This is a genomic window from Symbiopectobacterium sp. Eva_TO, from assembly GCF_053848865.1.
Genome location: NZ_JBSPEY010000004.1, coordinates 3481469 through 3503845, shown reverse-complemented (window position 1 = coordinate 3503845; position 22377 = coordinate 3481469). Strand labels below are relative to the sequence as shown.

Genomic DNA, 22377 nt, shown 5'->3' with positions numbered 1-22377 from the left:
GATATAGAGGGAACAACAAATTTAGATGTGAGACCCGATGATTTTATTCAGCAATCATGCGCTGTCAATAGACAAAAGCCCCAACCACCAGAGGGAGTTGAGGCTTCATGTCCTGCGCGCTCCTGTCGCAGAATGGGGGTATTATGTGTTATAACGTTATAACAGTCAAGCGTTTCACTGATCGTTTGATCAGTTATTTAGCCTCAGTCCCGTCAATGCCGCTGTAGAAAGTGCTGGATATCCGCTTGTTGCCATCGCGCCAATGTATTCGTCAGCAACAGATTGTGCGATTGATTGGTTTCATCAAGCAACTGCTTCATTTCTGATACTACAGCATCCGCATCCTCCCGATTCTTGAGCACTCGCCGGACAGCTTGCTTTTCAGCGTCGCACATGACCTCTTTTAGCGCATTAGTGAAACTGTAAATGCGTTGGCACTCTTCCGCGAGGATCGGGATATGACTCACGCCAAAATGCTGTGGGGACGAAACGCCAGCCGCATAACGCAGTGCATGCCATATGGCATTGCTCCATGAGCGCCCAAATCGGAAGCCGTTAGCCATGCCCCAGATAAGCCGAGCTAAATGGGATGTATCGTCGGCGGTTAGTGGCTCTCGTACTTCGGGTTGGTAGCGTTGCTTATGGTTAGCGCATTCACTGTTAAAGTAGCAATCTTCCAGTTGCTCGAACACTTTCCATGCCTGATCGGTCTCAAGCATCTTGGCGTGCCTGGCCGCCCCTCGCTCTGTCCACAGGATGAGGCTGCGAACATTGGGGGCTATTTTCACAGAAGGTCTTAAAGACATGCTGTGCTTGAAGTCTCGTAACTGCTGCTCCTCAAGCATGAAATAGTGCTTCCCAGAAATAAAGCGTTCCGTATTTCGACTGTAATTTTTACGGATGTAATCTGGCTCGGTACCATACAACTTCGCGAGTAACTCCGTAGTAACAACTGGAATATTCTGGAATAGAACCACAGGGATAGATTCAGTAGAGATATGATTAGCCATAATTGGCCTCCTTATTGGTTTTAGTCATGGTCACCAGTTAGTAGCTGGTAGCCAGGTGTCAACTAGAGCCCAATAAGACGCTCCGGGCATATTCCCCTCTCGGGTATTGTATTACGCCTCTCCACCCGGCCTTCGGATGTGATTACGCCGTTTTACGGGCATAAAAAAGCCGCATGGCTATCGGGTGCGGATGACCGCTTATTGGTTCCAGTGCGGTCAGCCTACGATAGGTTTTGCGAGCTTGTCAAACCGAACTTGCAAAATTTTGCAGATTAGCGGTCAGATCGCTTACACTTGGATTAAAACAGGAGGATTTCCCATGGGCCAAGTTGCATTTGATACTCAAGAGTTCGTAGAAACGCTAGAAAACGCCGGGTTGCCCAAAGACCAAGCTAAGGCTATTTCTATTGCTGTCCGAAAGTCTCACGAAGTGGCCGATGTAGCCACAACACGTGACCTTGAAGACGTTCGTAAAGATTTAACATTTCAAATCACTGATGTTCGCAAAGATTTGCAGCTTGAAATGGCAGGTATTCGTTCCGAACAAAAACTCATCCGCTGGATGCTTAGCGCACTTATTGCTGGCGTCGTCTCACTGATTATTAAGGCGTTTTTTGTAGCCTCAGTCTAACATCAGGCCACTTCCAAAAGATCGGCAACTCTACCCGCTATGTAAGCCTCGGCGCGAGCAAGGAAGCCTGTGATGTAGTAGGTGGGCTTCCCTAACTCCTGGCCTATCGCCCTGCACGACACCTTGCCCTTGTAATACGCTACCACGATATCGTAGCCCAGCGGGTCGAAGTGCTTCAGTCTCCCTACCGCCCGGTCAACTGTCTCACCGTCGGCATCGGACAGCATGGGCCGGATATCGCTGCTTGCCGTGGCGATTGGCCATGCTGCCTTGTACTCGGTGCCAATGCGTGAGCCGCTCCAGTTTCCCCATGCCGTCAACAGGTATCGAATATCTCTCATTTCACCGTCCCCCAGTTTTTTCCGTTCCTGATGCTGTAGATATGCTGCTTGCTGGTCTCGAATTTCCTCGCCACCTCCGCCACCGGCATACCGGAGGCCAGCAGCGCACGGATAAGCGGGATATCTTGCGCCGTGAGTTGCACTCGTTTTCTCATGTCACCACCAATTCAGTGATGACGATATCCAGACCGCCACCCTTCACCCGCTCACCACGCTTTACCCTGAAATCATCTATCTGTTCGTCGTCCTGCATGAATCCAACGTGAGTGAGCGAATCGAAAACCGCCTTTTGCAGGTTGTCGAGGTCACGGCGTCGTTTGTCTGGAGCGTTGGCGATGATGGCGATTTTCAGTCTTGCGGGAGTGTTGATATCGAGGTGTTGCTGCTGGATTATCTGGATGATGCTTTGTCGGTATGCTTTGCCTTTCTCGCTGATGTAGTGCCGATGTCGTGCGTGCCACCAGTAGGTGTTTAGGCTGGGAGGCCACGGTAGTTTCAGGTGATATTCGGTCATCGCTTAATCTTCCCCTGCGCCAGTAAAATCGCCTGTGTGCGCATGACGCCTTCCAGATGATGCAGCCCGGCATAGTCGGCATCGGTGATACGCGTACGGCGGTCGATTTCATCGTGACAGGCAGAACAGGCCCATGCGCCAAAAAGGTCATCAGGCTTCATTCCGGTGCCGCAAATGCCGGACATTCGGTAATGGGCCAGCACTACAGTTTCCGCGTTGCCGTTACAGATACCCGAGAGCCTCACCTGACACTCTCGGCCTCTGGCCTCTTTTCCAAGATTCGCCATATCTACCTCCACATCCTGTTAACCATTGAGCGTGGCGTTGGTTTGAGGTACTGCTGTTCAGGAAGGGTGACGACGACATCCCAGTATTTCGGGTCGCTGCTCAGTGACCTGACAGCGCGATAACCCTTGTCTTCGTAATGCCTGACAAGGTGAGCGGCCTCTTCACCGGTTAACCCGTCGTACCTGAAACTGGTTTTCTTCATCCGACTCTCCCGAAATAATCCCCTGAATAACGCACCTCGCGCAGCCTGACGCCGTTGCCGACCGCCCAGGCCTGGGCGTACTCAATCAAACTGTTCATGCGCTTTACGCCCATCTGAGCCGTGCTCTCGCGGAGGCTGCAAAACGCCCCCTCCAGCCCCGTAACCACCTCCCCCGGCCTGCCAGTAGCGATGGCATGTCCCGAAACAAACAGCGCCTTCCAGTCCAGCAGCGGGCGCGGTTTATCGGCCCACACCACCTGACGCGAAACATCGGTGCATAACGCATGGAACAGGTCGTTCTGCGGCAATGTCCGTTTAGCATCGTTGATGGTGATTTCGAGGGGGCGGTGTGGGTCGGTGGGCAGGGAATCAATAAACGCTTTCAAGTTTTTTCGTATTCGCTCATCACGCAGCAGGAAGCGTGTTTTATCCATCACCGACTCCTGAATTTACCCACCCAAACAAAAAGGGCTGCCATTGCCAGCAGCCCCACGATTAATTCTGTTAGATATGCTGTCATGCCGCCTCCGTTTTTCTTAATTGCTGCTGATAGACCTTTGCGCCATTCTGAAGCATGTCATTAAAATCTCCCGATTGCGGCCAACGTATGCTGACCAGTTCAACGTCATTGTTATGAAGCATATTTCTGTGCCCACACTCAAACGCTGCCGCAAGTCCCGCACCATTAGGGTCTGTGTCGGCAAAAATAATTAAATGCCTTACCCCCTTTGGTGCCCTGAACTTGCGAAGAAAACCTGCATTAAGCGTTGACCATGTATTGCATCCATACAGTTGTTTACAGGAAAGCGCGGTTTCTATTCCCTCGGCTACCCCCAGCGTGGTCGATACCGGGAACATTCTGATAGCGACTGAGCCTGCAAAATTGAGGTAGTTATCCTCCTGGAGCTTCGACATTTTTTTATTTACCGTAATCGAGGCTTTTCTGGCGTTATCAAGAAGTGTCCTGTGCAGATAACATCCTGCCCCCTTGTCATCCGTTGCCATCGCCCACAATGACTGAAAAACGCCGTCATGGGTTGTCTCATGCGGATTGAATCGAAGATGACTGACGGGTAACTCGTGAATTCCCCGGCTGGAGAAATAGTGCTGTGCGTCGGTATTTCTGAGGGGAAGAAGCGTGGAAAATCTACTGATTACCCGTGTTCGAAATTCCTTTACCGGCTGTAATGTTTGCTGCTGTTGCGGTTGGTAGGTATTGCCTATAAGCCGGTCTATCTCTCTTGCGAGTGTCTTGAAATCCTTTTCTTGCGTTAACTCAAGCAGTTTCCAGCCATCTCCCGCCCCGCAAGTACAAATCCATTCGCCGCGAGCCTCCTTGTTGTCTATTCTGAACTTGCCCTTTCTTCCGCATATTGGACAATCACCCTGATAATGTTTTTTTCCGGCAATGGGGGGCAGGCCATAATAATTAAATATCTCCGCCCATCGCCCAATCACCGCGTCGATGGTTTTCATGGGGTTTTCTCCTCAATAATGCTTCACGCATATCAATGATATGTTGCGTAGTGCTTTTCTCACCCTCCACGTCTGCTGGACGCGAAGGCGCATTGTCATGGGTATCAACCTGACGGGCGCGTCCTTTGGCAAAGGCGATTTGGCGTGATTTGATGAAATTCAGTACTTCGGGAGAGATATCTTGTGGGGTATCGTGCAGGTTTCGGGGCCAGTGACCAAACTTGTCGCGGAACAGATGGCTACACCATCCATCACTCAGTGGCTTTCCGGCATATTCGCACGACCGCTGGTAGAATTTTATCTGACTCCACCACGCCTGCTTCTCATCGCGAGTATAAATCCGCATCTTGCCATTCAGCTTCGTCAATCCCCGACTTTCGTCAACAGGCACATCTTCCCCACCCAGTGGCTTGAAACCGCATTTAGGGCAAACATAAACACCCGCAGGCTTCATGTAATGGCACTGCGTGCAGGCTTTCGGCTTGTCAGATTTTTCTGGGCGCTGACGGTTATTTGTCTGGGAGCACATCCCATCGGAGGAAGCCGGCAATGCGTCGTACTCGATTTCATCGGGAAAACCCAGCCGGTGAACACTGCCCGAGTGATCGAAGATAATGCATTTTTCTTTGCCTGAAGCGGTGCGAAGCCCCCGCCCCAGACATTGGACCCAGCGTATCTCAGACTTCGTCGGGCGTGCGTAAATGATGCAACGCACATCACTGTCAAAACCGGCTACCAGTACGCCAACATTGACGATGACTTTCGTTGCGCCGGTTTCAAACCGGGTAATGATTAACTGACGTTCATCATGCGGCGTATCCGCGGTCATCACTTCAGCATTCACGCCAGATTTTATAAACTCTCGTGTGACATAGTTAGCATGACTGACATTAACGCAAAAACAGACCGTTGGCCTGTCTTCGCCGTTTTCCAGCCAGTTGCGTACAATGTTGCCAACCAGCGTGGCATCCCCCATGATGACCGCCAGTTGCTCCTCGTTGTAGTCCTGCCCATAAGCGGCCAGATTCGATGTCCTGACGCCGCTCACATCTGGACGATCTGGTGCGTAGAACTCATACGGGCTTAAATCCCCGAGGCTTATCAACTCACGCATCGTGGTGGGCTTGATGAGCTTCTCGTAGTATTTTCCCATCCAGGCCGCGAAAGGTGTACCCGATAACCCTACCACCTTGATATCGGTATCCCGGATGATTTCCAGCAGCTTTTTGCGCCGCATATGGGCTTCATCAACAATCAGTAAATCAATATTGTCCGGAAACGGTCGGCGTATCAGGGTGTCAGCACTGGCAATCTGTACCAGCTTATCGGGATCATGCAACGGATGGTCACGCCACACATAGCTGATTTCATCGGCAGGCAGGCCGTATGCAACAAAGCGGGTCGCCGTCTGGTCAAGCAACACGGTGAACGGGGCGACAAACATCACGCGAAGGCCGCGACTGACAAAACCGTCGGTGATGAATGCCGATATCGCGGTCTTACCGAACCCGACTGGTGCAGAAAGTAGCAGGGTACGTTGCTGCTTCCAGTGCTGGCGCAGCAAATTTAATGCTGTTACCTGCCGGGTTTTTAGTGTTATGGTTAACATCGTTAATGCATTCCTTGTTGTTTGCCTGTTCTGAGTCCCGTCAAGTCGTCAGAACAGGGCGTTCTTTTAAAATACAGGTTCAAACGTCGCTGGAACAGTGATGGCTTTCGCGTGTTTACTTCCAGGATTTAGCCGCAGCCTTACGCCTTTGCTCATCGCCTTTTCGTCGCTCATCATGAACATCGCGTTATTTTTACGTTTGGTGTACCCCTTCCATGACCCCTCCGGGTTTATCTCGAAAAGGTTTTTGTAACGACTCCGCAGATGACCCGCGTTTGTCAGGATTTTTATTGCGCGGTAAACACTGCGACCGGATAGGCCGGTATCTTTGGCCATAGATTCAACATCACTGTAAGTTGCGCCAGAGTTACGATCTGCATTCTGGATTAGGTGCAGATAGACCATGACGGTGGCTAAATCTCGTTTACGGCCAAGTGACTTAAGAAGCTCAAATCCAGACTCATAAACCTGAACAAAGTTGTGCTGTTTACCCTCTGGCAGGTCCATTTCTTCGATGATCTGCCTTGCGGTCTTCGTGTTCATATAAAACCCCATACTCGTTAACAATTTTAACATTTATAACTTTTTTATAACATTTAGCTTCTTGTAACTTATTGATTTTTAATGTTTTGACATGCATGGCGCGTATGCTGACATGGGTGTCAATTTTAGGAAAAAATATCTTTATTTTTCATGACGTTAAAATTCGCCACTTCTTATTCTTATAGCAGCAGACTCGTAGACTCGATCTGCCGTTGACCTTGACCTTAGGGTTTCAGGTTTTTGTACCGTGAAAACATGAGGTTAGTAACACTAGCCAGAAAAGAACCTGCCCAGAACGGTGAGGTCTGTAGCACCGTGCTCATCCTGGCACCGTCAGCGTGGCCTGTTTGTTCTGGCTAGTGCTGTCCTGAAGCCACTCGGGGGTGGTCACTTTCCCCCGACTGTAAGCCGCATACTTGCGGACAAATTCACGTAACCGGGTGTTGGCTTCATGCCTGGCCTGATTATCCTTTTTGAAGGAAATCGGCTCTGACTCCCAGATTTTTTGATAAACATTCGCGTATTCCAGTGCTACTTTGAGCCGGGTTGTGTATCGAAGTTCCAGCAGCATTTGCCGTATCCATGCCCCATCATCAGGATGAAATTTATCCGGCATCATGACCTGGGTGGCGTATTCAAAACGGTCCATCATGGCCCCCTGACTGGATTGACAAATTTCGTGTTTTTCATGTATAATTCCTTCTCAAATCAAATGTTTTGTTGTTTGTTACGCCGGAAAAGTGTTCTCCCACTGACCGGCTTTTTCTTTGGTCAAATACCCCGCCAGCCGTTTGGCTAACTCAGCCATTTCATCATCGGCAATGCCGTAGTTCAGCACGGCCAGCATCATGCTCACCTGGCGAAACAGACCATTCTTCCAGCGACTAACCTGGTACTCAGGTACGTTCATGGCAGCGGCAAAGGCTTTCTGTCCCATCAGGGCTAACTTGTTGAGTAATGCCGACTCGATGTGAGCGGCTTTCTTGCTTTGTGTTGCGTGGTTCATCTGTGATACTTTCCTTGTTGTTAAGGCGTGACAACCCTGTGGGGTGCCACTGTGTTATTGGGGGTGAAGCACCCACCGGTTAAGTTTGTAAAGAGCGGTGAAGATTATTGGTTTTTTGCTTTTGCCATTGAGTTGAGAAGCTCAGCAGCACTAATCTTTCCGTCAGTCGCCATCACGATCGAGGATATGAAGCGTGCGCTTATCTCTGAACCTTTAAGCCACTTGCTAATTGATGGCTGGCCCGTTCCTACTCGGCGAGCCAACTCAGACTGGGAGCCAGCAATCTCAATAGCCCTTTTGATAACGGCATTCATAGCGGTATTCCCTTTTACATAAATCAGAATGAATTATGCTTTAGGGAATTGAAATAGTCAAGTCCACATGGACTTTTAACGATATTCTTTGTAGAATTATTTTACTGAGTATGAAAACACTATCGGAAAGACTGGCGTTCGCCATGAAAGAAACAGGGAACCAGAACCAGACCGCATTGGCGAAAAAGTCTGGGGTTTCTCAATCGACAATATCCAAAATTCTGCGAGGGGAGAATGCTACATCTAAGGATTCACCAAAACTTGCCGTAGCGATGGGTGTAAGTTCAGATTGGTTGATCGGCGGTCAGGGTAATATCTGGGGTGATGGATCTGGTCGGATAGAGGGTGTTGACATCTCAAGACAACTATCTCTATGGGACGCAGAGGGTGATACTGGCAATACAATCAACTGGATATCAGAAGTACCAGATCATTACCAGGCATATGTAATGACTGGAAACACTGGCATAAGCAAAGCCCCAAGGGGCGCGATAGTTGTTGTAGATCCACACCAGATTCCGCTTACGGGTGATCTGGTTGTAGCTGTTATTGCCGGAGTTGTATCTGTGTTTGCCTATCATTTTAATGGAGCCGGAGAATCATTCTTATCAGTAGATGATGAGCGGGTTCCACTGGCGAAAATTACCGACCAATCAATATTGCGCGGTCCTGCACAACAAATATACATACCCACCTTATCAAGATAATCCGACATATCTTTCGGTGCGGGGCGATACACATAATCACCCGCACCAACCCTATCAAGAACAGAGCCCATTAACACCCCCCCACCAGCGTCACAGCAACTGTATAAAATCACAGCATAAACAACACCGCAATAGAATCTAATCAAAATAAATTCTCTGGAGAATTATAAACAACAAGTCATTATGGACTTTTTTATGCAAGTTTCTATTGATTCATTTTATTCTTTGTCGCATAGTTAGTCCATCAGCAGGACGCTGGGTAACTCAAACGGATGTGTGCTCTTTAACAATAGACTTGTGGGTGATTCACCCCGCCAAAGTGATTTGCTTTGGGATGATGACACGAAAGTGTGGTGTAAAAACACGCCTTGCAGCGGAGAGAACCGTGCGAAAAACACCGCCGCTATTCAGGTGTAGCCATCATCACCAAAGCTAACCAGTTGGAGAATTCAAATGCCAAGAAACAGACACAAGAATCTAGCTCGTGCCATCGCGCACCGGGCGGAGAAGAAAGAAACAATAGCTACAGGCCAACTTACGGTATTTAAAAGAGTCGGAACGGCTGATGTACTGGCTCAGCTGGTAATTCAGTTGCGCGACAGAAAGCAGCAAGAAACAGGCAGCTCAGTATGCATACCTGATGTAGCGCTCTTTCGAGCTGGACATCGCAGCAAGCCTAAAAATCCGTTTCATGCTCAAAAGTGAGGTAATTATGAAATTTAAAAATTTTCCAGATGCACTAGCTCGTCGTCGTTAACTCCCCATTCCAGAATCGCTAGAGCCAAACTCATCAGCCCAAAGAAAAAATGTTTCTCCTTCCCCTTGGCTACTTTCATCCGGCTTATCTGGGATTCGTCTAAGTTCAGAAAATCAGCGAACTTTCTCTGACCGAATAACGCCAGCTTGCTCAATAGCTGGGATTCAATCTGACGTGCTTTCTTGCTTTGTGTTGTGTGGTTCATCTGTGATGATTTCCTTGTTGAAAAAACAGGTTATTGAATGCGCGTGTAGATACACGGCACCTGTAATTTGGTAATCAACAGACGTGACGAAGCCGTGAGGCAGTCACAGTGAGTTTGTTACTGTGGGATGTTGCGTTCGCCACGTTGTCGGTGGCTTCCGTAGGACGAGTGTCCGTTGTAAAGAGCGGTACTGCTGGTTAAGCGTTCTGTTCCGGGCGGGGGAACAGTTGAGGTAAATCAGGTCGAATTTCGTACGCCTTAACTAGGCCACCAGTCGCCTCAACGATAGCGTTAACATTCTCTGGTGATACTCTTTTTTTATTGTGCAACCAGCACCAAACATTTGGCTGCTTAATTCCAACCGCCGAAGCCAGTTTTTGCTGGCTGCCTAAAGCTTGGATAGCTTTTTGGATCGCCGTGTTCACCATAGATAAATATACCCTTAAGATTTAAACCAAAAACATAATAACTATGAGTCTAGAAAAAATCAATGCCTTTGGGCATTTGACTGGCGATACCCAGAGTTATATGTTTTCAACCATGAACAGCGCACACTCAACACTCTCAGAAAGACTGAAGCTCGCTATGAATAAGCGAGGCATGTCACAGGGGAAGCTAGCCGAAGCAGCCGGCTTAGCTCAACCAACTATATGGAAAATATTAGATGGAAAAACTAAAAACTCTGGCTACGTTGTTGAAATTGCAATGGCTTTGAATGTTCGTCCAGAATGGCTTGCCTTGAACTCCGGCCCCATGCTAAAGGATGAAGCTACAGAATATGACACTCCTGAGCAAAAAGATCACTATGCTAGAGTTTCCCTCATTCCTATTTGGGAAGGGGTAGTTAAAACATCAGATTATGCTATCGCTCCTCGTGAAGTAGCATCCGAAAATTGCAAGGCATATGTTTTGCGGCGTTCGACAGGTTTCAGTGAAATGAGTGAGGGGTCCACTATAATTGTCGATAGCACCGAAACACCTGGTTATAACGACTACGTATATGCCAAAGTTCACAATTCTGAGTCTGTGTATAAGTTTGTTGCAGGAGGCGATAATGGTTTTTTGATGTCTGCCGACCAGCGGATTCCATTGATAGCAGTCGGTGATTTAGCAAGTATCATCGGAGTTATAGTATACATAGGCAAAAACCTGAAACGATAAGCTTTCGCGCTACCAATCCAAATTGCAGCGGATCGTCGGCGGTAATCTCCAGGACCTACCCTTACATATCCAAGTGACATTCCTTATCTCCCAATCCCTGGCATCTCCAAACCCAAAAAACTGTACATAATTACAGCACCAACCAATACTCTTCTTTTCTTTTGTAAATATCAACCCTTGTAACAAAAAAACCTTTCAGACACTTAATAAGACAAAAAAATCACATTTAGATTTAAATAGTTATGCCTAGAAAAGCAAATTTATACCCAATGGTATTGACTTTATTAAATCCTATTGGCATTATTGCGGCATTGAGACACACGGTCTCATGATCTTTACAACGAGCCGACGAAATGAGTTCGAGCTCTACGGAAGGCACCGACAACGTGCCGAACCTTTGCCCAGATGTTTTTGGGGTGTAGTGGGCTGAATAAAATTATAACCAACACCAGGACTATACCCGTTCACCACACCACCAAAACCATCTGTTGGAGGCAATATGGCTACTATCATTTACCGTAAATCCGTTAACCCTGTTAACAAAACCAACGCCGCTATTCGACGTCATGCCAGACGCAAGGCAGAAGCCATCCGCCGTGAACTGGTGACATCCCGTATCGACAAGGCATTGGGGCAGAAGCCAGAAAAACGCAAAGCGCTTAACCGAATCGAATTGGCCTTCAAGCGCAAACGTGCACCACGGATTAATTTCGGCTTACTGGACAAGTTCAGAGAGCAAATTAACCGTTTCGCTGAAAAGTACGATATTACCAGACGTCTTAACCATCGCATCTGGTACAGCAAACCGAAAACGGAGTATGGCATTACCGCCAGAGCAAGGCAGACGTATACATCACGGCTCGTTCATTAAATTTGAGGCTGGGTCGTGCTGCTTGGAGAATGTGGCTTTATTTCAGGCGGGGTATCTGAGATGTAAAAATTTCAATGCCCAGTACAACAGCACCACAAAGCAGGGGTAGTTATGACTTGAGCAGTGTAGTGGCACACTGATACTGGCCACCTGATCGGAGGTGATATGCTCACCTCATCAACACGACAGGTGACCTCATGGGTAAACATTTTACGGCGGAATTTAAGCTCGAAGCCGCAAAGCTGGTTGTCGACCACGGCTACACATACGTTAAGGCCGCAGAGGCGGTTAATGTCAGCCATTCTGCCATTAGTCGCTGGGTCAATAAGCTTCGCCTTGAACGACAGGGAAAAACGCCAACGGGACTTCCTCTTACCCCTGAACAGCTCGAGCTGCGTGAGATGAAGAAAAAAGTCCAATGCCTTGAAATGGAGAACGAAATCCTAAAAAAGGCTACGGCGCTCTTAATGTCGGACTCACTCAACGGTTCACGGTAGTCGACAGGCTGAGGGCGCGATACCCGGTCACGGCGTTGTGCCAAACTTTTGAGGTACATCGCAGCAGCTACAGGCACTGGCAGGCTTCCGCTAATGAACCCGACGGTGAGCGCGTGGTTAAGTGTAGCCGCGTCATGGAAGCCTGGAACGCCAGCGGCGGCTCTGCCGGCGCTCGAAGTATCGCGACCATCGTCACCGGCAGCTCCGGTGTCAAAATGGGGCGCTGGCTGGCTGGCAAGCTGATGAAGGAGCTGGGTATCGCCAGCTGCCAGCGACCGGCTCACAAATACAAACGCGGCGGCAATGAACACGTTGAAATACCGAACTATCTCAACCGCCAGTTCGCGGTTACCGCGCCGGATCAGGTCTGGTGCGGCGATGTGACCTACATCTGGACGGGCAAATGCTGGGCTTACCTTGCGGTGGTGCTAGATCTGTTCGCCCGCAAACCGGTGGGCTGGGCCATGTCGACGTCGCCGGACTCGGCGCTGACAGTTAAAGCGTTGCAGATGGCCTGGGAACTCCGGGGACAACCAACAGGAGTCATGTTCCACAGCGACCAGGGCAGCCACTATACCAGCCGTCAATACCGGCAAGCCCTGTGGCGCTGCCGGATAAAGCAGAGTATGAGTCGGCGGGGTAACTGCTGGGATAATGCGCCAATGGAGCGGTTCTTCCGCAGCCTGAAGACAGAATGGGTGCCGACAAAGGGTTACAACAGCTTCAGCGAAGCCCAGGACGCGATTATCCGCTACATCACGGGGTATTACAGCGCTATCCGGCCTCACTGGTATAACGGCGGCTTAACTCCAAACGAATCTGAGCGACTGTTCTACATACAGTCTAATGCGGTGGCCAATATTAGTTGACCACTACATTACCTAATTGACACTTCTTCATTTGTGGAACAATTCAGAATCTTTACAAAGTCCAGTTACTGGTTTTACAAGTCCCAAAGGCGCTAATTTCCGTGTAGGGGTACACGAGAACCCTCGCCGCCTGAGAGGGTCACCAAAGCAGGCACTTAACACGGAGACCACCATGCAAAAGCTCATTGACGAATTCGACCACCTGATAGCACCGGGGACTATTGTGACTGAAATCATCCTGTCGGGCGCAACCTATGACGACTACGGCGATATAATGCAAGAAAATGATAATCCTGATTTCTTTATCGTTTACATCCGTGGCAGTGACGGCTTGCTACAGGCCATCGGCGACTTCTCGGACCGTGAGGACGCACTTGCTTATGCCGCGAGGATGGTTGAGAAATATCAAGCACAACTCACGGACAATACCCGGAAATTATTAAATGATTGAGGAGCATTAAATAGCGTTATGGCAGATGATGTCGATGTAGCCAGCCAAAACGAAGAAGTCTTTCGCCAACACCTGATCACCCATTATCCGCAGCAGCAATTACCCGTTAACGGACGTTGCTATAATTGCGAAGAGCCAACCGAGGGTAATTTCTGCTGCAAAGAATGTCGGGAAGATTGGGAGAAGCGAAAATATTTTGATAGCCAACGGAGAATTGAATGATGCAACTTAATAAACCTCATATCACGACCTTCAATCATCCTGATTTCGGTAACATGGTCGCTGTCACCAACGGCAGCAATAATATTAATGATTCACGTTATTTGATGAGCATAAATACTCACCCATATGACGACCATGAGACAAGGGTATACAAATCAACCATCGCATTTCTGGTGGAGGAAAATAAGTGGCTCAAAAAGCAGGTGAAAAAATTAACGGGTATCTATGACTGAAACACTTTCAGCATTCCCATCATCCGCTTATCGCCGCAATCAACATCACACTGATAATAGATAACACTGAACTGCCTCTTTATACCCGCGCCGATATTCGTCGGCAAAATTATACATCAATCCAAATAGTTAAACGGAGAACGCCATGCAATATGCCTTTGCAGGGTGGCCTATTGCTGGCCGCTCGGAAACACAGTTAGACCGAATTATTAACATCATTAAAGCCGCTGCTAAATGGCTTAAAGACACGTTAAACCAACGAGGTGAGCCGTGAAATCTAATCCGTATTTTATCAAAGCACAAGAACTCTGCCGGGAAGCCGTTCTTTACGCAAACAAAGAGAAATGGATTTCAGCTATGAAATTATTGCGGAGGGCGAAACATGCTTAGCCTAAACAAGTTATCAGCAATTCGAAAAATCATGGAAGATATGCCGGATGAGGTAATTGAGGACTGTTACGCAGAGGCTGAGCAATTGGCGGAGAAGTCTATCGAACGGTTTCGTGATCCGCTCAGAAAGCACTGGCCTGATGCTTACACAGAGCAAGCCTGTGAGTACATGGAAGATAGCGACGTTGATTATCAGGAAGCCGAGAGTCAGCGAGTATTCGACGCCATATTTCACCGCGTGAAGGTGGAGCGGGCTTTTTGGATTTATGACAGGCAGAACAGCACGGAGGATGCAGCATGAGCACAGCATTAGCAACAATGGCTGGAAAACTGGCTGAGCGTCTCGGTATGGAGCAGGATACAGATTTGATGGATACCCTTAAGAATACGGCGTTCAAGGGGGGTAACGTCACGGACGAGCAATTTACCGCCCTACTTATCGTTGCCAACCAGTACGGGCTTAACCCGTGGACGAAAGAGATTTACGCATTCCCTGATAAGGGCGGGATTGTCCCGGTTGTTGGTGTCGATGGATGGGCGCGGATCATTAACGAACATCCTCAGTTTGTAGTGGTCAACTAATATTGGCCACCGCATTAGACTGTATGTAGAACAGTCGCTCAGATTCGTTTGGAGTTAAGCCGCCGTTATACCAGTGAGGCCGGATAGCGCTGTAATACCCCGTGATGTAGCGGATAATCGCGTCCTGGGCTTCGCTGAAGCTGTTGTAACCCTTTGTCGGCACCCATTCTGTCTTCAGGCTGCGGAAGAACCGCTCCATTGGCGCATTATCCCAGCAGTTACCCCGCCGACTCATACTCTGCTTTATCCGGCAGCGCCACAGGGCTTGCCGGTATTGACGGCTGGTATAGTGGCTGCCCTGGTCGCTGTGGAACATGACTCCTGTTGGTTGTCCCCGGAGTTCCCAGGCCATCTGCAACGCTTTAACTGTCAGCGCCGAGTCCGGCGACGTCGACATGGCCCAGCCCACCGGTTTGCGGGCGAACAGGTCTAGCACCACCGCAAGGTAAGCCCAGCATTTGCCCGTCCAGATGTAGGTCACATCGCCGCACCAGACCTGATCCGGCGCGGTAACCGCGAACTGGCGGTTGAGATAGTTCGGTATTTCAACGTGTTCATTGCCGCCGCGTTTGTATTTGTGAGCCGGTCGCTGGCAGCTGGCGATACCCAGCTCCTTCATCAGCTTGCCAGCCAGCCAGCGCCCCATTTTGACACCGGAGCTGCCGGTGACGATGGTCGCGATACTTCGAGCGCCGGCAGAGCCGCCGCTGGCGTTCCAGGCTTCCATGACGCGACTACACTTAACCACGCGCTCACCGTCGGGTTCATTAGCGGAAGCCTGCCAGTGCCTGTAGCTGCTGCGATGTACCTCAAAAGTTTGGCACAACGCCGTGACCGGGTATCGCGCCCTCAGCCTGTCGACTACCGTGAACCGTTGAGTGAGTCCGACATTAAGAGCGCCGTAGCCTTTTTTAGGATTTCGTTCTCCATTTCAAGGCATTGGACTTTTTTCTTCATCTCACGCAGCTCGAGCTGTTCAGGGGTAAGAGGAAGTCCCGTTGGCGTTTTTCCCTGTCGTTCAAGGCGAAGCTTATTGACCCAGCGACTAATGGCAGAATGGCTGACATTAACCGCCTCTGCGGCCTTAACGTATGTGTAGCCGTGGTCGACAACCAGCTTTGCGGCTTCGAGCTTAAATTCCGCCGTAAAATGTTTACCCATGAGGTCACCTGTCGTGTTGATGAGGTGAGCATATCACCTCCGATCAGGTGGCCAGTATCAGTGTGCCACTACAGTTCGACGGAATGGAATTCAGCTACGATAAGGACGAGGGCGCATCGACTTGCAGGATTTACCGCAAAGATCGCAAACACCCTACTGTAGTTACCGAATACATGGGCGAGTGTAAGCGCAATACCCAGCCGTGGCAATCACACCCCACCCGTATGCTGCGCCACAAGTCACTTATTCAGTGTGCACGCATGGCATTTGGCTTCGCGGGCATTTACGACAGTGACGAAGCGGAACGGATTATAGAAAGCACGCCAGCAAGTGTTGTTGCTGGACAAGAGACGGATGAGCGCCGCCCTGCACTCATTGCCAGGTGCGAAGAGGCGGCTCAGATTAGCATGGAAGTCTTCGCTGAAACATGGAAGAGCCTCACGCAGGAAGAGCGCCAGATTATCGGCAATGCAGAGAAGGAGCGCATCAAGAAAAGCATTCCCGTCGACGCAGAATATAGTGAGGTGGATCATGCAACAGCGGAGTGATGAATGGTTTGCCGCCCGTTGCGGTAACGTGACCGCCAGTCGCTTATCTGACGTGATGGCAAAAAACAAATCGGGCTATTCCGCCAGCCGCCAGAACTATATGGCAGAGCTTATCTGCCAGCGCCTGACCGGAAAGATCGAAGAAAGTTACTCAAACGCCGCCATGCAGCGTGGCACTGAACTTGAACCGGTAGCGCGGGAGATGTACCTGCTTAACCAGTTTGACGCAGAAGTTACAGAAGTGGGATTTATTCCCCATCCAGAGATCGTAGGATTTGGTGCGTCGCCTGATGGCTTGGTCGGAAATGATGGCCTGATAGAAATAAAATGCCCCAACACATGGACGCATTTAGAGACCATTAAGACAGGCAAACCAAAACAGCAATACATCCTACAGATGCATGCGCAAATGATGTGTACGGGCAGGAAATGGTGTGATTTTGTCAGCTATGACGATAGGCTACCGCCAGACCTTGTCTATTACCAGTTGAGAATTCATCAGGACGATAAACGGATTGCTGAAATAGAAGAGGCTTTAACGCAGTTCCTGGCTGAACTTGAAAGAGAACTTGAGGCTATTAGACATTTAGCCAAGGTAGCCGCATGAGTACATGCACGTCGTCGGGCGGCTGTGCAAACAGGTGAGTCGCCTGACGCGGGAACGGAGTTGCTGAAAGCTGGAGGGTCGAGCAGGAATCGAACCCGCATCTTACGGTTGGGGAACACGTACGCTCTTCCACACTGAGCTACCGACCCAAGTGGCAGAATTGATTTGTATTAGCTCAGACCTGATCTGACAGTTACCGGTTATTTATACAGGTGTCTGTCAGATTAAATCTGGTTCAAATTTTTTTCTGCCCAGACTCGTTTACCATCAAGTAACGTGGCCATTGGCGTACGCCCGCAGCACATTTTACCCTGATGAGTTCGCTCATTATTGTAATGCCACAACCAGTTGTCCAGATCCTTTTGTAGACTTTCTAGGTCCTCGTATAACGTCTTACGGAACGCAACCTGATAAAAATCCTGCAAAATAGTTTTATGGAAGCGCTCGCAGATACCGTTTGTCTGCGGAGACATCGCTTTCGTTTTCGTATGGTCTATATCGTTGATAGCCAAGTACAGCTGATAGTCATGTTGTTCCACTTTACCGCAGTACTCCGTCCCCCTGTCCGTCAGTATTCTTAGCATTGGCAGCCCCTGAGCTTCGTAGAACGGCAGCACGCGATCATTGAGCAGGTCGGCGGCAGAGATCGGTGCTTTACTCGTGTAAAGCTTGCAGTGCGCCACTTTCGAGTACGTATCCACGAACGTCTGCTGGTAGATACGGCCAACACCTTTCAGATTACCCACGTAGAAGGTGTCCTGCGACCCCAGATAACCCGGGTGAGCAGTCTCTATTTCACCACAGGCTTCGTCGTCGTGCGCCTTCTTCTCCAGTGCAGCGATTTGAGCATCAGTAAGTACGATGCCTTCTCTGGCAACTTTTTCCTCAAGTGCCTTCAGGCGCTTACGAAAGTTTTCCAGATCGTGTCGTTGCCAAATGGAGCGCACACCGCTGCCAGAAATGAAGACGCCTTTTTTACGCAGCTCATTACTGGTCCGGTGCTGGCCATGAGCCGGGAACTCAATGGCGTAATCAACAACCGCACGTTCAGTGGCTTCATCAGCACGGTTTTTCAGGTTGGGAACCCGGCGGTTTTGGTTAACCAGAGCGTCAATGCCGCCTTCTGCCGCCAGTTCCTGATAGCGATAAAACGTGTCGCGTGACACCCCCATGATTTTACAGGCTTTTGATACGTTACCGAGTTCTTCGGCGAGATTGAGCAGGCCGGCTTTGTGTTTGATGATGGGATTGTTAGTATGAAGCATGAGAGTTACCTCGTGTTTTGTATAAGGATTCAACACCCATATCAAAACCGGTAACTCTCAACCTTTCAAGGTCCAGTGTCAGATCAAGTCGCGACTAATACAATTGATTAAAGAGCCGTAACGAGAAATGCTTTCACAACCAGAGAGAGAATACCCAAAATTCCAGCGCTCAGCATCCAGCACATTAACTTCTGCTCAGCGCGAATACCCGCCATTTCAAGCTGTAAATCCCTGCGGACGATTTCCATATCCTTGCGCACGTTGCCAATTTCTGCGGACAGGTCCTTACGCACATCTGCTATCTCACGCTTCACCTCGGCAATATCAGCAGACAGGTCTTTGCGCACATCGTCGAGATCGCGCTTTGTAGCAAGATCTGCTACTTCGTGTGATTTTCGCACAACAAGAGATATCGCCTTGGCCTGGTCTTTGGGCAACCCGGCGTTTTCTAGCGTTTCTACGAACTCTTGAGTATCAAATACAACCTGGCCCATAGCGGATCCTCCTGTGTTAAGCCAAGTGTAAGCGATCTGACCGCCAATCTGCAAAATTTTACAAGTTAGCCCTCTGATAACCACATCCGTTTAATTATGGAGAAATCGTTATGTCTAACTTAGTTGTCATTGAAAATACCGTCGTCCGTCAGGATGCTTTCGGACGTTACTGCCTGAGTGATTTACACCGTGCCGCCGTGGCGCAGGGAAAGGCAACCGAATCTCAGTGGCCGTCTGCTTTTACTAAAGTAATATCAGTGAGATAATATATTTACAGTTGTATATCAAATAATGCTTTGAGCATAAGTTAATATCCAGCGCAATCAATGCATTTCCAATCATGTAATACACGATTAATAAGACCTATTTTTCTCAAAATTACAGATTTTATCTTTTACCGTTTCATCACTTTACTGGCTTTGTTGAATAAATCAGAACTTGTAACGACTGTGCCCCATCGGGTCGATTGTTACGTGATGCGAATACTGTTCGGCATTCCTAATAGCGTGATCCGGTTAAGCGCTTTGACCATCGCCATGGCTTCACCCACCTGAGCATCGTAGTCACGCAGACTTAGATGACCACCCAGAAGCGTTTTGAACCGGAACATGGCCGTTTCAGCCACTGAGCGTCGGTGATAGCCCACTTTCTTTTTCCAGGTATCGTTGCTGCCGCTCAGGCGCTGATTTGCAACAGCGTGGTTACGCTCCTGGTAGTGGTCCGGCCAATATTGCGCCCCCCTTCGCGGCGGGATAAGCGGCCTTATTTTCTTCCTCAGCAGAGCATCATGGCAGTAACCTGTATCGTAAACGCCGTCAGCCGATGCCTCTCTGATTTTCCGGTGGGTCTGGTTTATCAGTGCCGGTAGAGCCTGGGCATCAGTCGTACCACTGAGCGACAAATCCGCACAGATAATCTCATGCGTCGCACTGTCTACTGCCAGATGCAGCTTATGCCACACCCTGCGTCTGTCGGCACCATGCTGCCGGACTTTCCATTCGCCTTCGCCAAAGACCTTCAGGCCGGTTCCATCAATGACCAGATGTGAGATTTCACCACGGGTTGGCGTTTTTATGCTGATGTTCACTGTCTTTGCTCGCTTGCTGAGCAGCGAATAGTCTGGACAATGCAGCGACAATTTAGTCAGTTTAAAAATCGAGTCAACAAAACCCTGTAAAGCCCTCAATGAAAGGCCAAACACGCGTTTCATCATCAGGACTGTGGTGATGGCCATATCTGAGTAGTGGAGCGGTCGTCCACGCCGTTCAGTAGTCGTTTTTTCCGTCCATGCAGCAATGGCTGATTCATCTAGCCATACGGTTAGAGAACCGCGCTGCTTGAGGGCCTTGTTATAGGAGGGCCAGTTAGTGATTTTAAAATTTTGTTTTGCCATGGAGACCTGATGTTGAAACAACTATGGTGATCTGATCCGATGATTACCCAAACTTTCTATTTATTCAACAAAGCCCACTTTACTATATTGATACGAATTAAGATTATTCGTTATGTTTTAAATTTATACACTCGCCTTGAATGATATATTTTTGATAAAAAACAAAAAAACAAAGATCAATAAATCCGATCGAAATGATCGAATTTATTTTATTTACCTTTTTGTTTGGGTTGAGTAAGTTCCTTTCAGCAAATGCAAGGTTCTATTAGAGCTGAACCATTTAGGCATTTTGCTTATTGTGAATGTTAACTTGGCATGCAAGGAGGTAATAACGAACTATTTACGCATACATAAACACATTATTAATGTGCAGCATTTGTTATCCGATAATGATGACATCCAGAACATCTGGATGAGTTTCTCTGGGCTAATGCTGTAATCAATACAGGTTTAATTACAAGGTGATAAAATGAGAGTTAATAGTTATAAAGAAATACTGACTACTGTTTCCTTGCTGAGTTTGACATTATCTTCTTTTAATGCATTGGCTGGAGATAATGCTAATTTAACCATCAAGGGAAAATATCTTCCAACCACTTGCCACGTATCTTTTGATAATCCAGTCATTGATTTAGGTAACGTTTTTACAGAAGCGCATGAGACAAAAATAAGTGGCTCGACTTTTCTTGGACGAAAATTGAATAAAGACGTAGCTGTATACCCTAACGAAAAAAAAGCCACATTAACTATCACCTGTGATAGCTTGGCTTCTGCAGGATTTAAAGTTACCGATAATTACAGAAGTTTTGCACCCTGGAATCTTATTGGTACAGATATAGAGGGACAGGACCTGTCCAATTCATTTGGCTTTAAACCATTATCAGGACTCAAATCAGGCACTAAAATTGGAGGATATTTTTTTGAGTTTAACAATGCAACTAGTACAGATGATACTGGCACACATACATACACGTCAACCGGCATCACACTTAATGACGCCAAAACCAGCACACTTGACTGGATAAAAAGACGCCTTATAGGAAGCTCTGATTTATCTAAATATTGGACATATACTTCTAAAAGTGGGACTCCAGGACTCACAGATAAAGCAAAAACCTTTACTGTTGATGTCATACCAAAACCGTATTTTTATTATGATGCAACAAAAAGAGACTTGACAGACGAAATTACCTTTGAAGGTTCAAGTACCTTCACTATTTTCTACATTTAATACAATCTGCTAATTATTAATAATAAGGCAGCAAGAGCTTGCTGCCTTATTTGAAAAGACAAAATATAAATTTTACTTTGATAACGCAGGAATCCCACAATGAAAAATAAACATGGCATCATGCTGTCTTTTATAATAATAGCATTTACGCCACTCCTCGCAGTGGCGGGTCATCTTAAACTCCATACTTCCTCAGTCATTATTGAAGCGGATGCAGGAGAAAATGCCTTCCCAGTCAAAAATGAGTCTTCTTCGCCTTTAATAATGCTCACCACACTTGAGCCTCTGCCGGAAGACCCGGAAAAACTGGTGACCATTACGCCTCCTGTCTCGCGTATCGAGCCAGATGATACCCAGATTGTGCGCTTTCTACTGAAAAATACCGCCAATCTGAAAACTGAACGTATGGCCAGGGTAACATTTGAAGGCATTCCACCCAAAGGGGAGAAAGTCGGCAATAGTATCAGTATCAATATTGCCCAGAATATTCCCGTTATTGTGCGTCCCAAAGGCCTCAAGCGTGATTATGCCCCCTGGAAACATCTGCAGTGGAAAGTGGATAACAACACGTTGACGGTGCATAACCCTTCCCCCTATGTGGTGCGCTTTCATCCGGGGCTGACCTTATTACCTTCTCAGCGAACGCTCAGCCTGCCCGGCAGTTATCTCTTGCCCGGTAAAACCCTGTCCGTCAGTCTGCCGGCGAAAGCGTCAGTCACCGGCGTCAAGCTCACGCCGGCATCGCTGTACAGCTATATGCTGGACCCGGTTGAACTGCCGGTCACGGCATCATAAGGGG

31 protein-coding genes, 1 tRNA gene and 2 pseudogenes are annotated in these 22377 nt (G+C 48.4%); 15 read left to right on the top strand and 19 right to left on the bottom strand.

Features of this window, described 5'->3' with window-relative positions; genetic code table 11:
- Positions 1-212: 212 nt before the first annotated feature.
- Positions 213-1010: an ORF6N domain-containing protein gene (locus tag ACWWJF_RS20695; RefSeq protein WP_455868460.1), complete on the bottom strand. Its 798-nt coding sequence runs from the start codon at positions 1008-1010 to the stop codon at positions 213-215.
- Positions 1011-1329: 319 nt separating this feature from the next.
- Here ACWWJF_RS20695 and ACWWJF_RS20690 point away from each other — a divergent pair, with 319 nt between their 5' ends.
- On the top strand, positions 1330-1641 hold the full coding sequence (locus ACWWJF_RS20690; protein WP_455868459.1) for a hypothetical protein: 312 nt from the start codon (positions 1330-1332) through the stop codon (positions 1639-1641).
- A 2-nt stretch (positions 1642-1643) separates the two neighbouring features.
- On the opposite strand, the gene ACWWJF_RS20685 is transcribed toward ACWWJF_RS20690, so the two are convergent.
- From ACWWJF_RS20685 to ACWWJF_RS20635, 11 genes are all read right to left on the bottom strand, one after another.
- Positions 1644-1982, bottom strand: a complete 339-nt coding sequence (locus tag ACWWJF_RS20685) for an antiterminator Q family protein (RefSeq protein WP_455868458.1) — start codon at positions 1980-1982, stop codon at positions 1644-1646.
- Positions 1979-2137: a helix-turn-helix domain-containing protein gene (locus ACWWJF_RS20680; RefSeq protein ID WP_455868457.1), complete on the bottom strand. Its 159-nt coding sequence runs from the start codon at positions 2135-2137 to the stop codon at positions 1979-1981. Before ACWWJF_RS20680 ends, ACWWJF_RS20685 begins: the two co-directional genes overlap by 4 nt.
- Positions 2134-2496 (bottom strand): RusA family crossover junction endodeoxyribonuclease, encoded by a 363-nt coding sequence (locus ACWWJF_RS20675; protein WP_455868456.1) that lies wholly within the window; start codon positions 2494-2496, stop codon positions 2134-2136. Before ACWWJF_RS20675 ends, ACWWJF_RS20680 begins: the two co-directional genes overlap by 4 nt.
- On the bottom strand, positions 2493-2783 hold the full coding sequence (locus ACWWJF_RS20670) for a DUF1364 domain-containing protein (RefSeq protein WP_455868455.1): 291 nt from the start codon (positions 2781-2783) through the stop codon (positions 2493-2495). Before ACWWJF_RS20670 ends, ACWWJF_RS20675 begins: the two co-directional genes overlap by 4 nt.
- Before the next feature lie 199 nt (positions 2784-2982).
- On the bottom strand, positions 2983-3420 hold the full coding sequence (locus ACWWJF_RS20665; protein WP_455868454.1) for a recombination protein NinB: 438 nt from the start codon (positions 3418-3420) through the stop codon (positions 2983-2985).
- An 82-nt stretch (positions 3421-3502) separates the two neighbouring features.
- A complete protein-coding gene (locus tag ACWWJF_RS20660) occupies positions 3503-4462 on the bottom strand; it encodes a primase-helicase zinc-binding domain-containing protein (RefSeq protein WP_455868453.1) in 960 nt (319 codons plus the stop codon).
- On the bottom strand, positions 4416-6071 hold the full coding sequence (locus ACWWJF_RS20655; RefSeq protein WP_455868452.1) for a DEAD/DEAH box helicase family protein: 1656 nt from the start codon (positions 6069-6071) through the stop codon (positions 4416-4418). Before ACWWJF_RS20655 ends, ACWWJF_RS20660 begins: the two co-directional genes overlap by 47 nt.
- Positions 6072-6137: 66 nt before the next feature.
- Complete coding sequence (locus ACWWJF_RS20650; protein WP_455868451.1) at positions 6138-6647, bottom strand: replication/maintenance protein RepL; 510 nt, start codon at positions 6645-6647, stop codon at positions 6138-6140.
- Between the two features lie 286 nt (positions 6648-6933).
- Positions 6934-7266 carry a hypothetical protein gene (locus ACWWJF_RS20645; RefSeq protein WP_455868450.1) on the bottom strand — a complete coding sequence of 111 codons (333 nt, stop codon included), beginning with the start codon at positions 7264-7266 and terminating at the stop codon, positions 6934-6936.
- Between the two features lie 75 nt (positions 7267-7341).
- Positions 7342-7620 carry a CII family transcriptional regulator gene (locus ACWWJF_RS20640; RefSeq protein WP_455868449.1) on the bottom strand — a complete coding sequence of 93 codons (279 nt, stop codon included), beginning with the start codon at positions 7618-7620 and terminating at the stop codon, positions 7342-7344.
- A 104-nt stretch (positions 7621-7724) separates the two neighbouring features.
- Positions 7725-7934 carry a transcriptional regulator gene (locus tag ACWWJF_RS20635; protein WP_440866682.1) on the bottom strand — a complete coding sequence of 70 codons (210 nt, stop codon included), beginning with the start codon at positions 7932-7934 and terminating at the stop codon, positions 7725-7727.
- A gap of 143 nt (positions 7935-8077) precedes the next feature.
- Between ACWWJF_RS20635 and ACWWJF_RS20630 the strand changes: the two genes are divergently transcribed.
- Positions 8078-8641, top strand: a complete 564-nt coding sequence (locus ACWWJF_RS20630; protein ID WP_455868448.1) for a helix-turn-helix domain-containing protein — start codon at positions 8078-8080, stop codon at positions 8639-8641.
- A gap of 719 nt (positions 8642-9360) precedes the next feature.
- On the opposite strand, the gene ACWWJF_RS20625 is transcribed toward ACWWJF_RS20630, so the two are convergent.
- On the bottom strand, positions 9361-9603 hold the full coding sequence (locus ACWWJF_RS20625; RefSeq protein ID WP_455868447.1) for a CII family transcriptional regulator: 243 nt from the start codon (positions 9601-9603) through the stop codon (positions 9361-9363).
- 197 nt (positions 9604-9800) lie between these two features.
- Positions 9801-10028: a YdaS family helix-turn-helix protein gene (locus ACWWJF_RS20620; RefSeq protein WP_455868470.1), complete on the bottom strand. Its 228-nt coding sequence runs from the start codon at positions 10026-10028 to the stop codon at positions 9801-9803.
- Between the two features lie 46 nt (positions 10029-10074).
- On the opposite strand from ACWWJF_RS20620, the gene ACWWJF_RS20615 reads away from it, so the two are divergent.
- The 9 genes and pseudogenes from ACWWJF_RS20615 to ACWWJF_RS20575 all read left to right on the top strand — a co-directional run.
- The gene (locus tag ACWWJF_RS20615) at positions 10075-10764 is read left to right on the top strand and encodes a helix-turn-helix domain-containing protein (RefSeq protein ID WP_455868446.1); all 690 of its coding nucleotides are present in this window, start codon (positions 10075-10077) and stop codon (positions 10762-10764) included.
- 499 nt (positions 10765-11263) lie between these two features.
- Positions 11264-11635, top strand: a complete 372-nt coding sequence (locus ACWWJF_RS20610; protein WP_455870481.1) for an antitermination protein — start codon at positions 11264-11266, stop codon at positions 11633-11635.
- 197 nt (positions 11636-11832) lie between these two features.
- A protein-coding gene (locus tag ACWWJF_RS20605; RefSeq protein WP_455868400.1) for an IS3 family transposase occupies positions 11833-13001 on the top strand; the annotation gives its coding sequence in 2 pieces (ribosomal slippage) (positions 11833-12088 and positions 12088-13001; 1170 coding nt in all).
- A 31-nt stretch (positions 13002-13032) separates the two neighbouring features.
- Positions 13033-13452, top strand: a complete 420-nt coding sequence (locus ACWWJF_RS20600) for a hypothetical protein (protein ID WP_455870480.1) — start codon at positions 13033-13035, stop codon at positions 13450-13452.
- An 18-nt stretch (positions 13453-13470) separates the two neighbouring features.
- Complete coding sequence (locus ACWWJF_RS20595; protein WP_455870479.1) at positions 13471-13674, top strand: hypothetical protein; 204 nt, start codon at positions 13471-13473, stop codon at positions 13672-13674.
- Positions 13671-13907, top strand: a complete 237-nt coding sequence (locus ACWWJF_RS20590) for a hypothetical protein (RefSeq protein ID WP_455870478.1) — start codon at positions 13671-13673, stop codon at positions 13905-13907. The genes ACWWJF_RS20595 and ACWWJF_RS20590 overlap by 4 nt, the downstream gene beginning before the upstream one ends.
- A gap of 145 nt (positions 13908-14052) precedes the next feature.
- On the top strand, positions 14053-14181 hold the full coding sequence (locus tag ACWWJF_RS20585) for a protease FtsH-inhibitory lysogeny factor CIII (RefSeq protein ID WP_222159407.1): 129 nt from the start codon (positions 14053-14055) through the stop codon (positions 14179-14181).
- Between the two features lie 108 nt (positions 14182-14289).
- Positions 14290-14598: a hypothetical protein gene (locus ACWWJF_RS20580; RefSeq protein ID WP_455870477.1), complete on the top strand. Its 309-nt coding sequence runs from the start codon at positions 14290-14292 to the stop codon at positions 14596-14598.
- Positions 14595-14864, top strand: a pseudogene (locus tag ACWWJF_RS20575) (recombinase RecT); the annotation flags it as partial. The gene ACWWJF_RS20580 and the pseudogene ACWWJF_RS20575, both read left to right, overlap by 4 nt.
- Before the next feature lie 7 nt (positions 14865-14871).
- On the opposite strand, the gene ACWWJF_RS20570 reads toward ACWWJF_RS20575, so the two are convergent.
- Positions 14872-16040, bottom strand: a protein-coding gene (locus tag ACWWJF_RS20570; protein ID WP_455868400.1) for an IS3 family transposase whose coding sequence is annotated in 2 segments (ribosomal slippage) — positions 14872-15785 and positions 15785-16040 — 1170 coding nt in all. Because the reading frame shifts where the segments join, the coding sequence is not laid out codon by codon here.
- A gap of 71 nt (positions 16041-16111) precedes the next feature.
- Here ACWWJF_RS20570 and ACWWJF_RS20565 point away from each other — a divergent pair.
- Both ACWWJF_RS20565 and ACWWJF_RS20560 read left to right on the top strand, forming a co-directional pair.
- Positions 16112-16588: pseudogene (locus tag ACWWJF_RS20565) on the top strand (recombinase RecT); the annotation flags it as partial.
- Positions 16572-17195, top strand: coding sequence for a lambda exonuclease family protein (locus ACWWJF_RS20560; RefSeq protein ID WP_455870476.1), 624 nt, complete (start codon positions 16572-16574; stop codon positions 17193-17195). The pseudogene ACWWJF_RS20565 and the gene ACWWJF_RS20560, both read left to right, overlap by 17 nt.
- Positions 17196-17266: 71 nt before the next feature.
- Here ACWWJF_RS20560 and ACWWJF_RS20555 read toward each other — a convergent pair.
- The 4 genes from ACWWJF_RS20555 to ACWWJF_RS20540 all read right to left on the bottom strand — a co-directional run bounded on the left by ACWWJF_RS20555 (position 17267) and on the right by ACWWJF_RS20540 (position 20347).
- Positions 17267-17344, bottom strand: a tRNA-Gly gene (locus tag ACWWJF_RS20555).
- Positions 17345-17419: 75 nt separating this feature from the next.
- Positions 17420-18460 carry an IS481 family transposase gene (locus ACWWJF_RS20550; protein WP_455868660.1) on the bottom strand — a complete coding sequence of 347 codons (1041 nt, stop codon included), beginning with the start codon at positions 18458-18460 and terminating at the stop codon, positions 17420-17422.
- 107 nt (positions 18461-18567) lie between these two features.
- On the bottom strand, positions 18568-18954 hold the full coding sequence (locus ACWWJF_RS20545) for a coiled-coil domain-containing protein (protein ID WP_455871186.1): 387 nt from the start codon (positions 18952-18954) through the stop codon (positions 18568-18570).
- Positions 18955-19423: 469 nt separating this feature from the next.
- Entirely contained in the window at positions 19424-20347 is a 924-nt protein-coding gene (locus ACWWJF_RS20540; protein WP_455870475.1) for an IS5 family transposase, read from the bottom strand.
- Between the two features lie 469 nt (positions 20348-20816).
- On the opposite strand from ACWWJF_RS20540, the gene ACWWJF_RS20535 reads away from it, so the two are divergent.
- On the top strand, positions 20817-21578 hold the full coding sequence (locus ACWWJF_RS20535) for a hypothetical protein (RefSeq protein WP_455870474.1): 762 nt from the start codon (positions 20817-20819) through the stop codon (positions 21576-21578).
- Positions 21579-21677: 99 nt separating this feature from the next.
- Positions 21678-22373: a fimbria/pilus chaperone family protein gene (locus ACWWJF_RS20530; RefSeq protein ID WP_455870473.1), complete on the top strand. Its 696-nt coding sequence runs from the start codon at positions 21678-21680 to the stop codon at positions 22371-22373.
- Positions 22374-22377 lie beyond the last annotated feature (4 nt).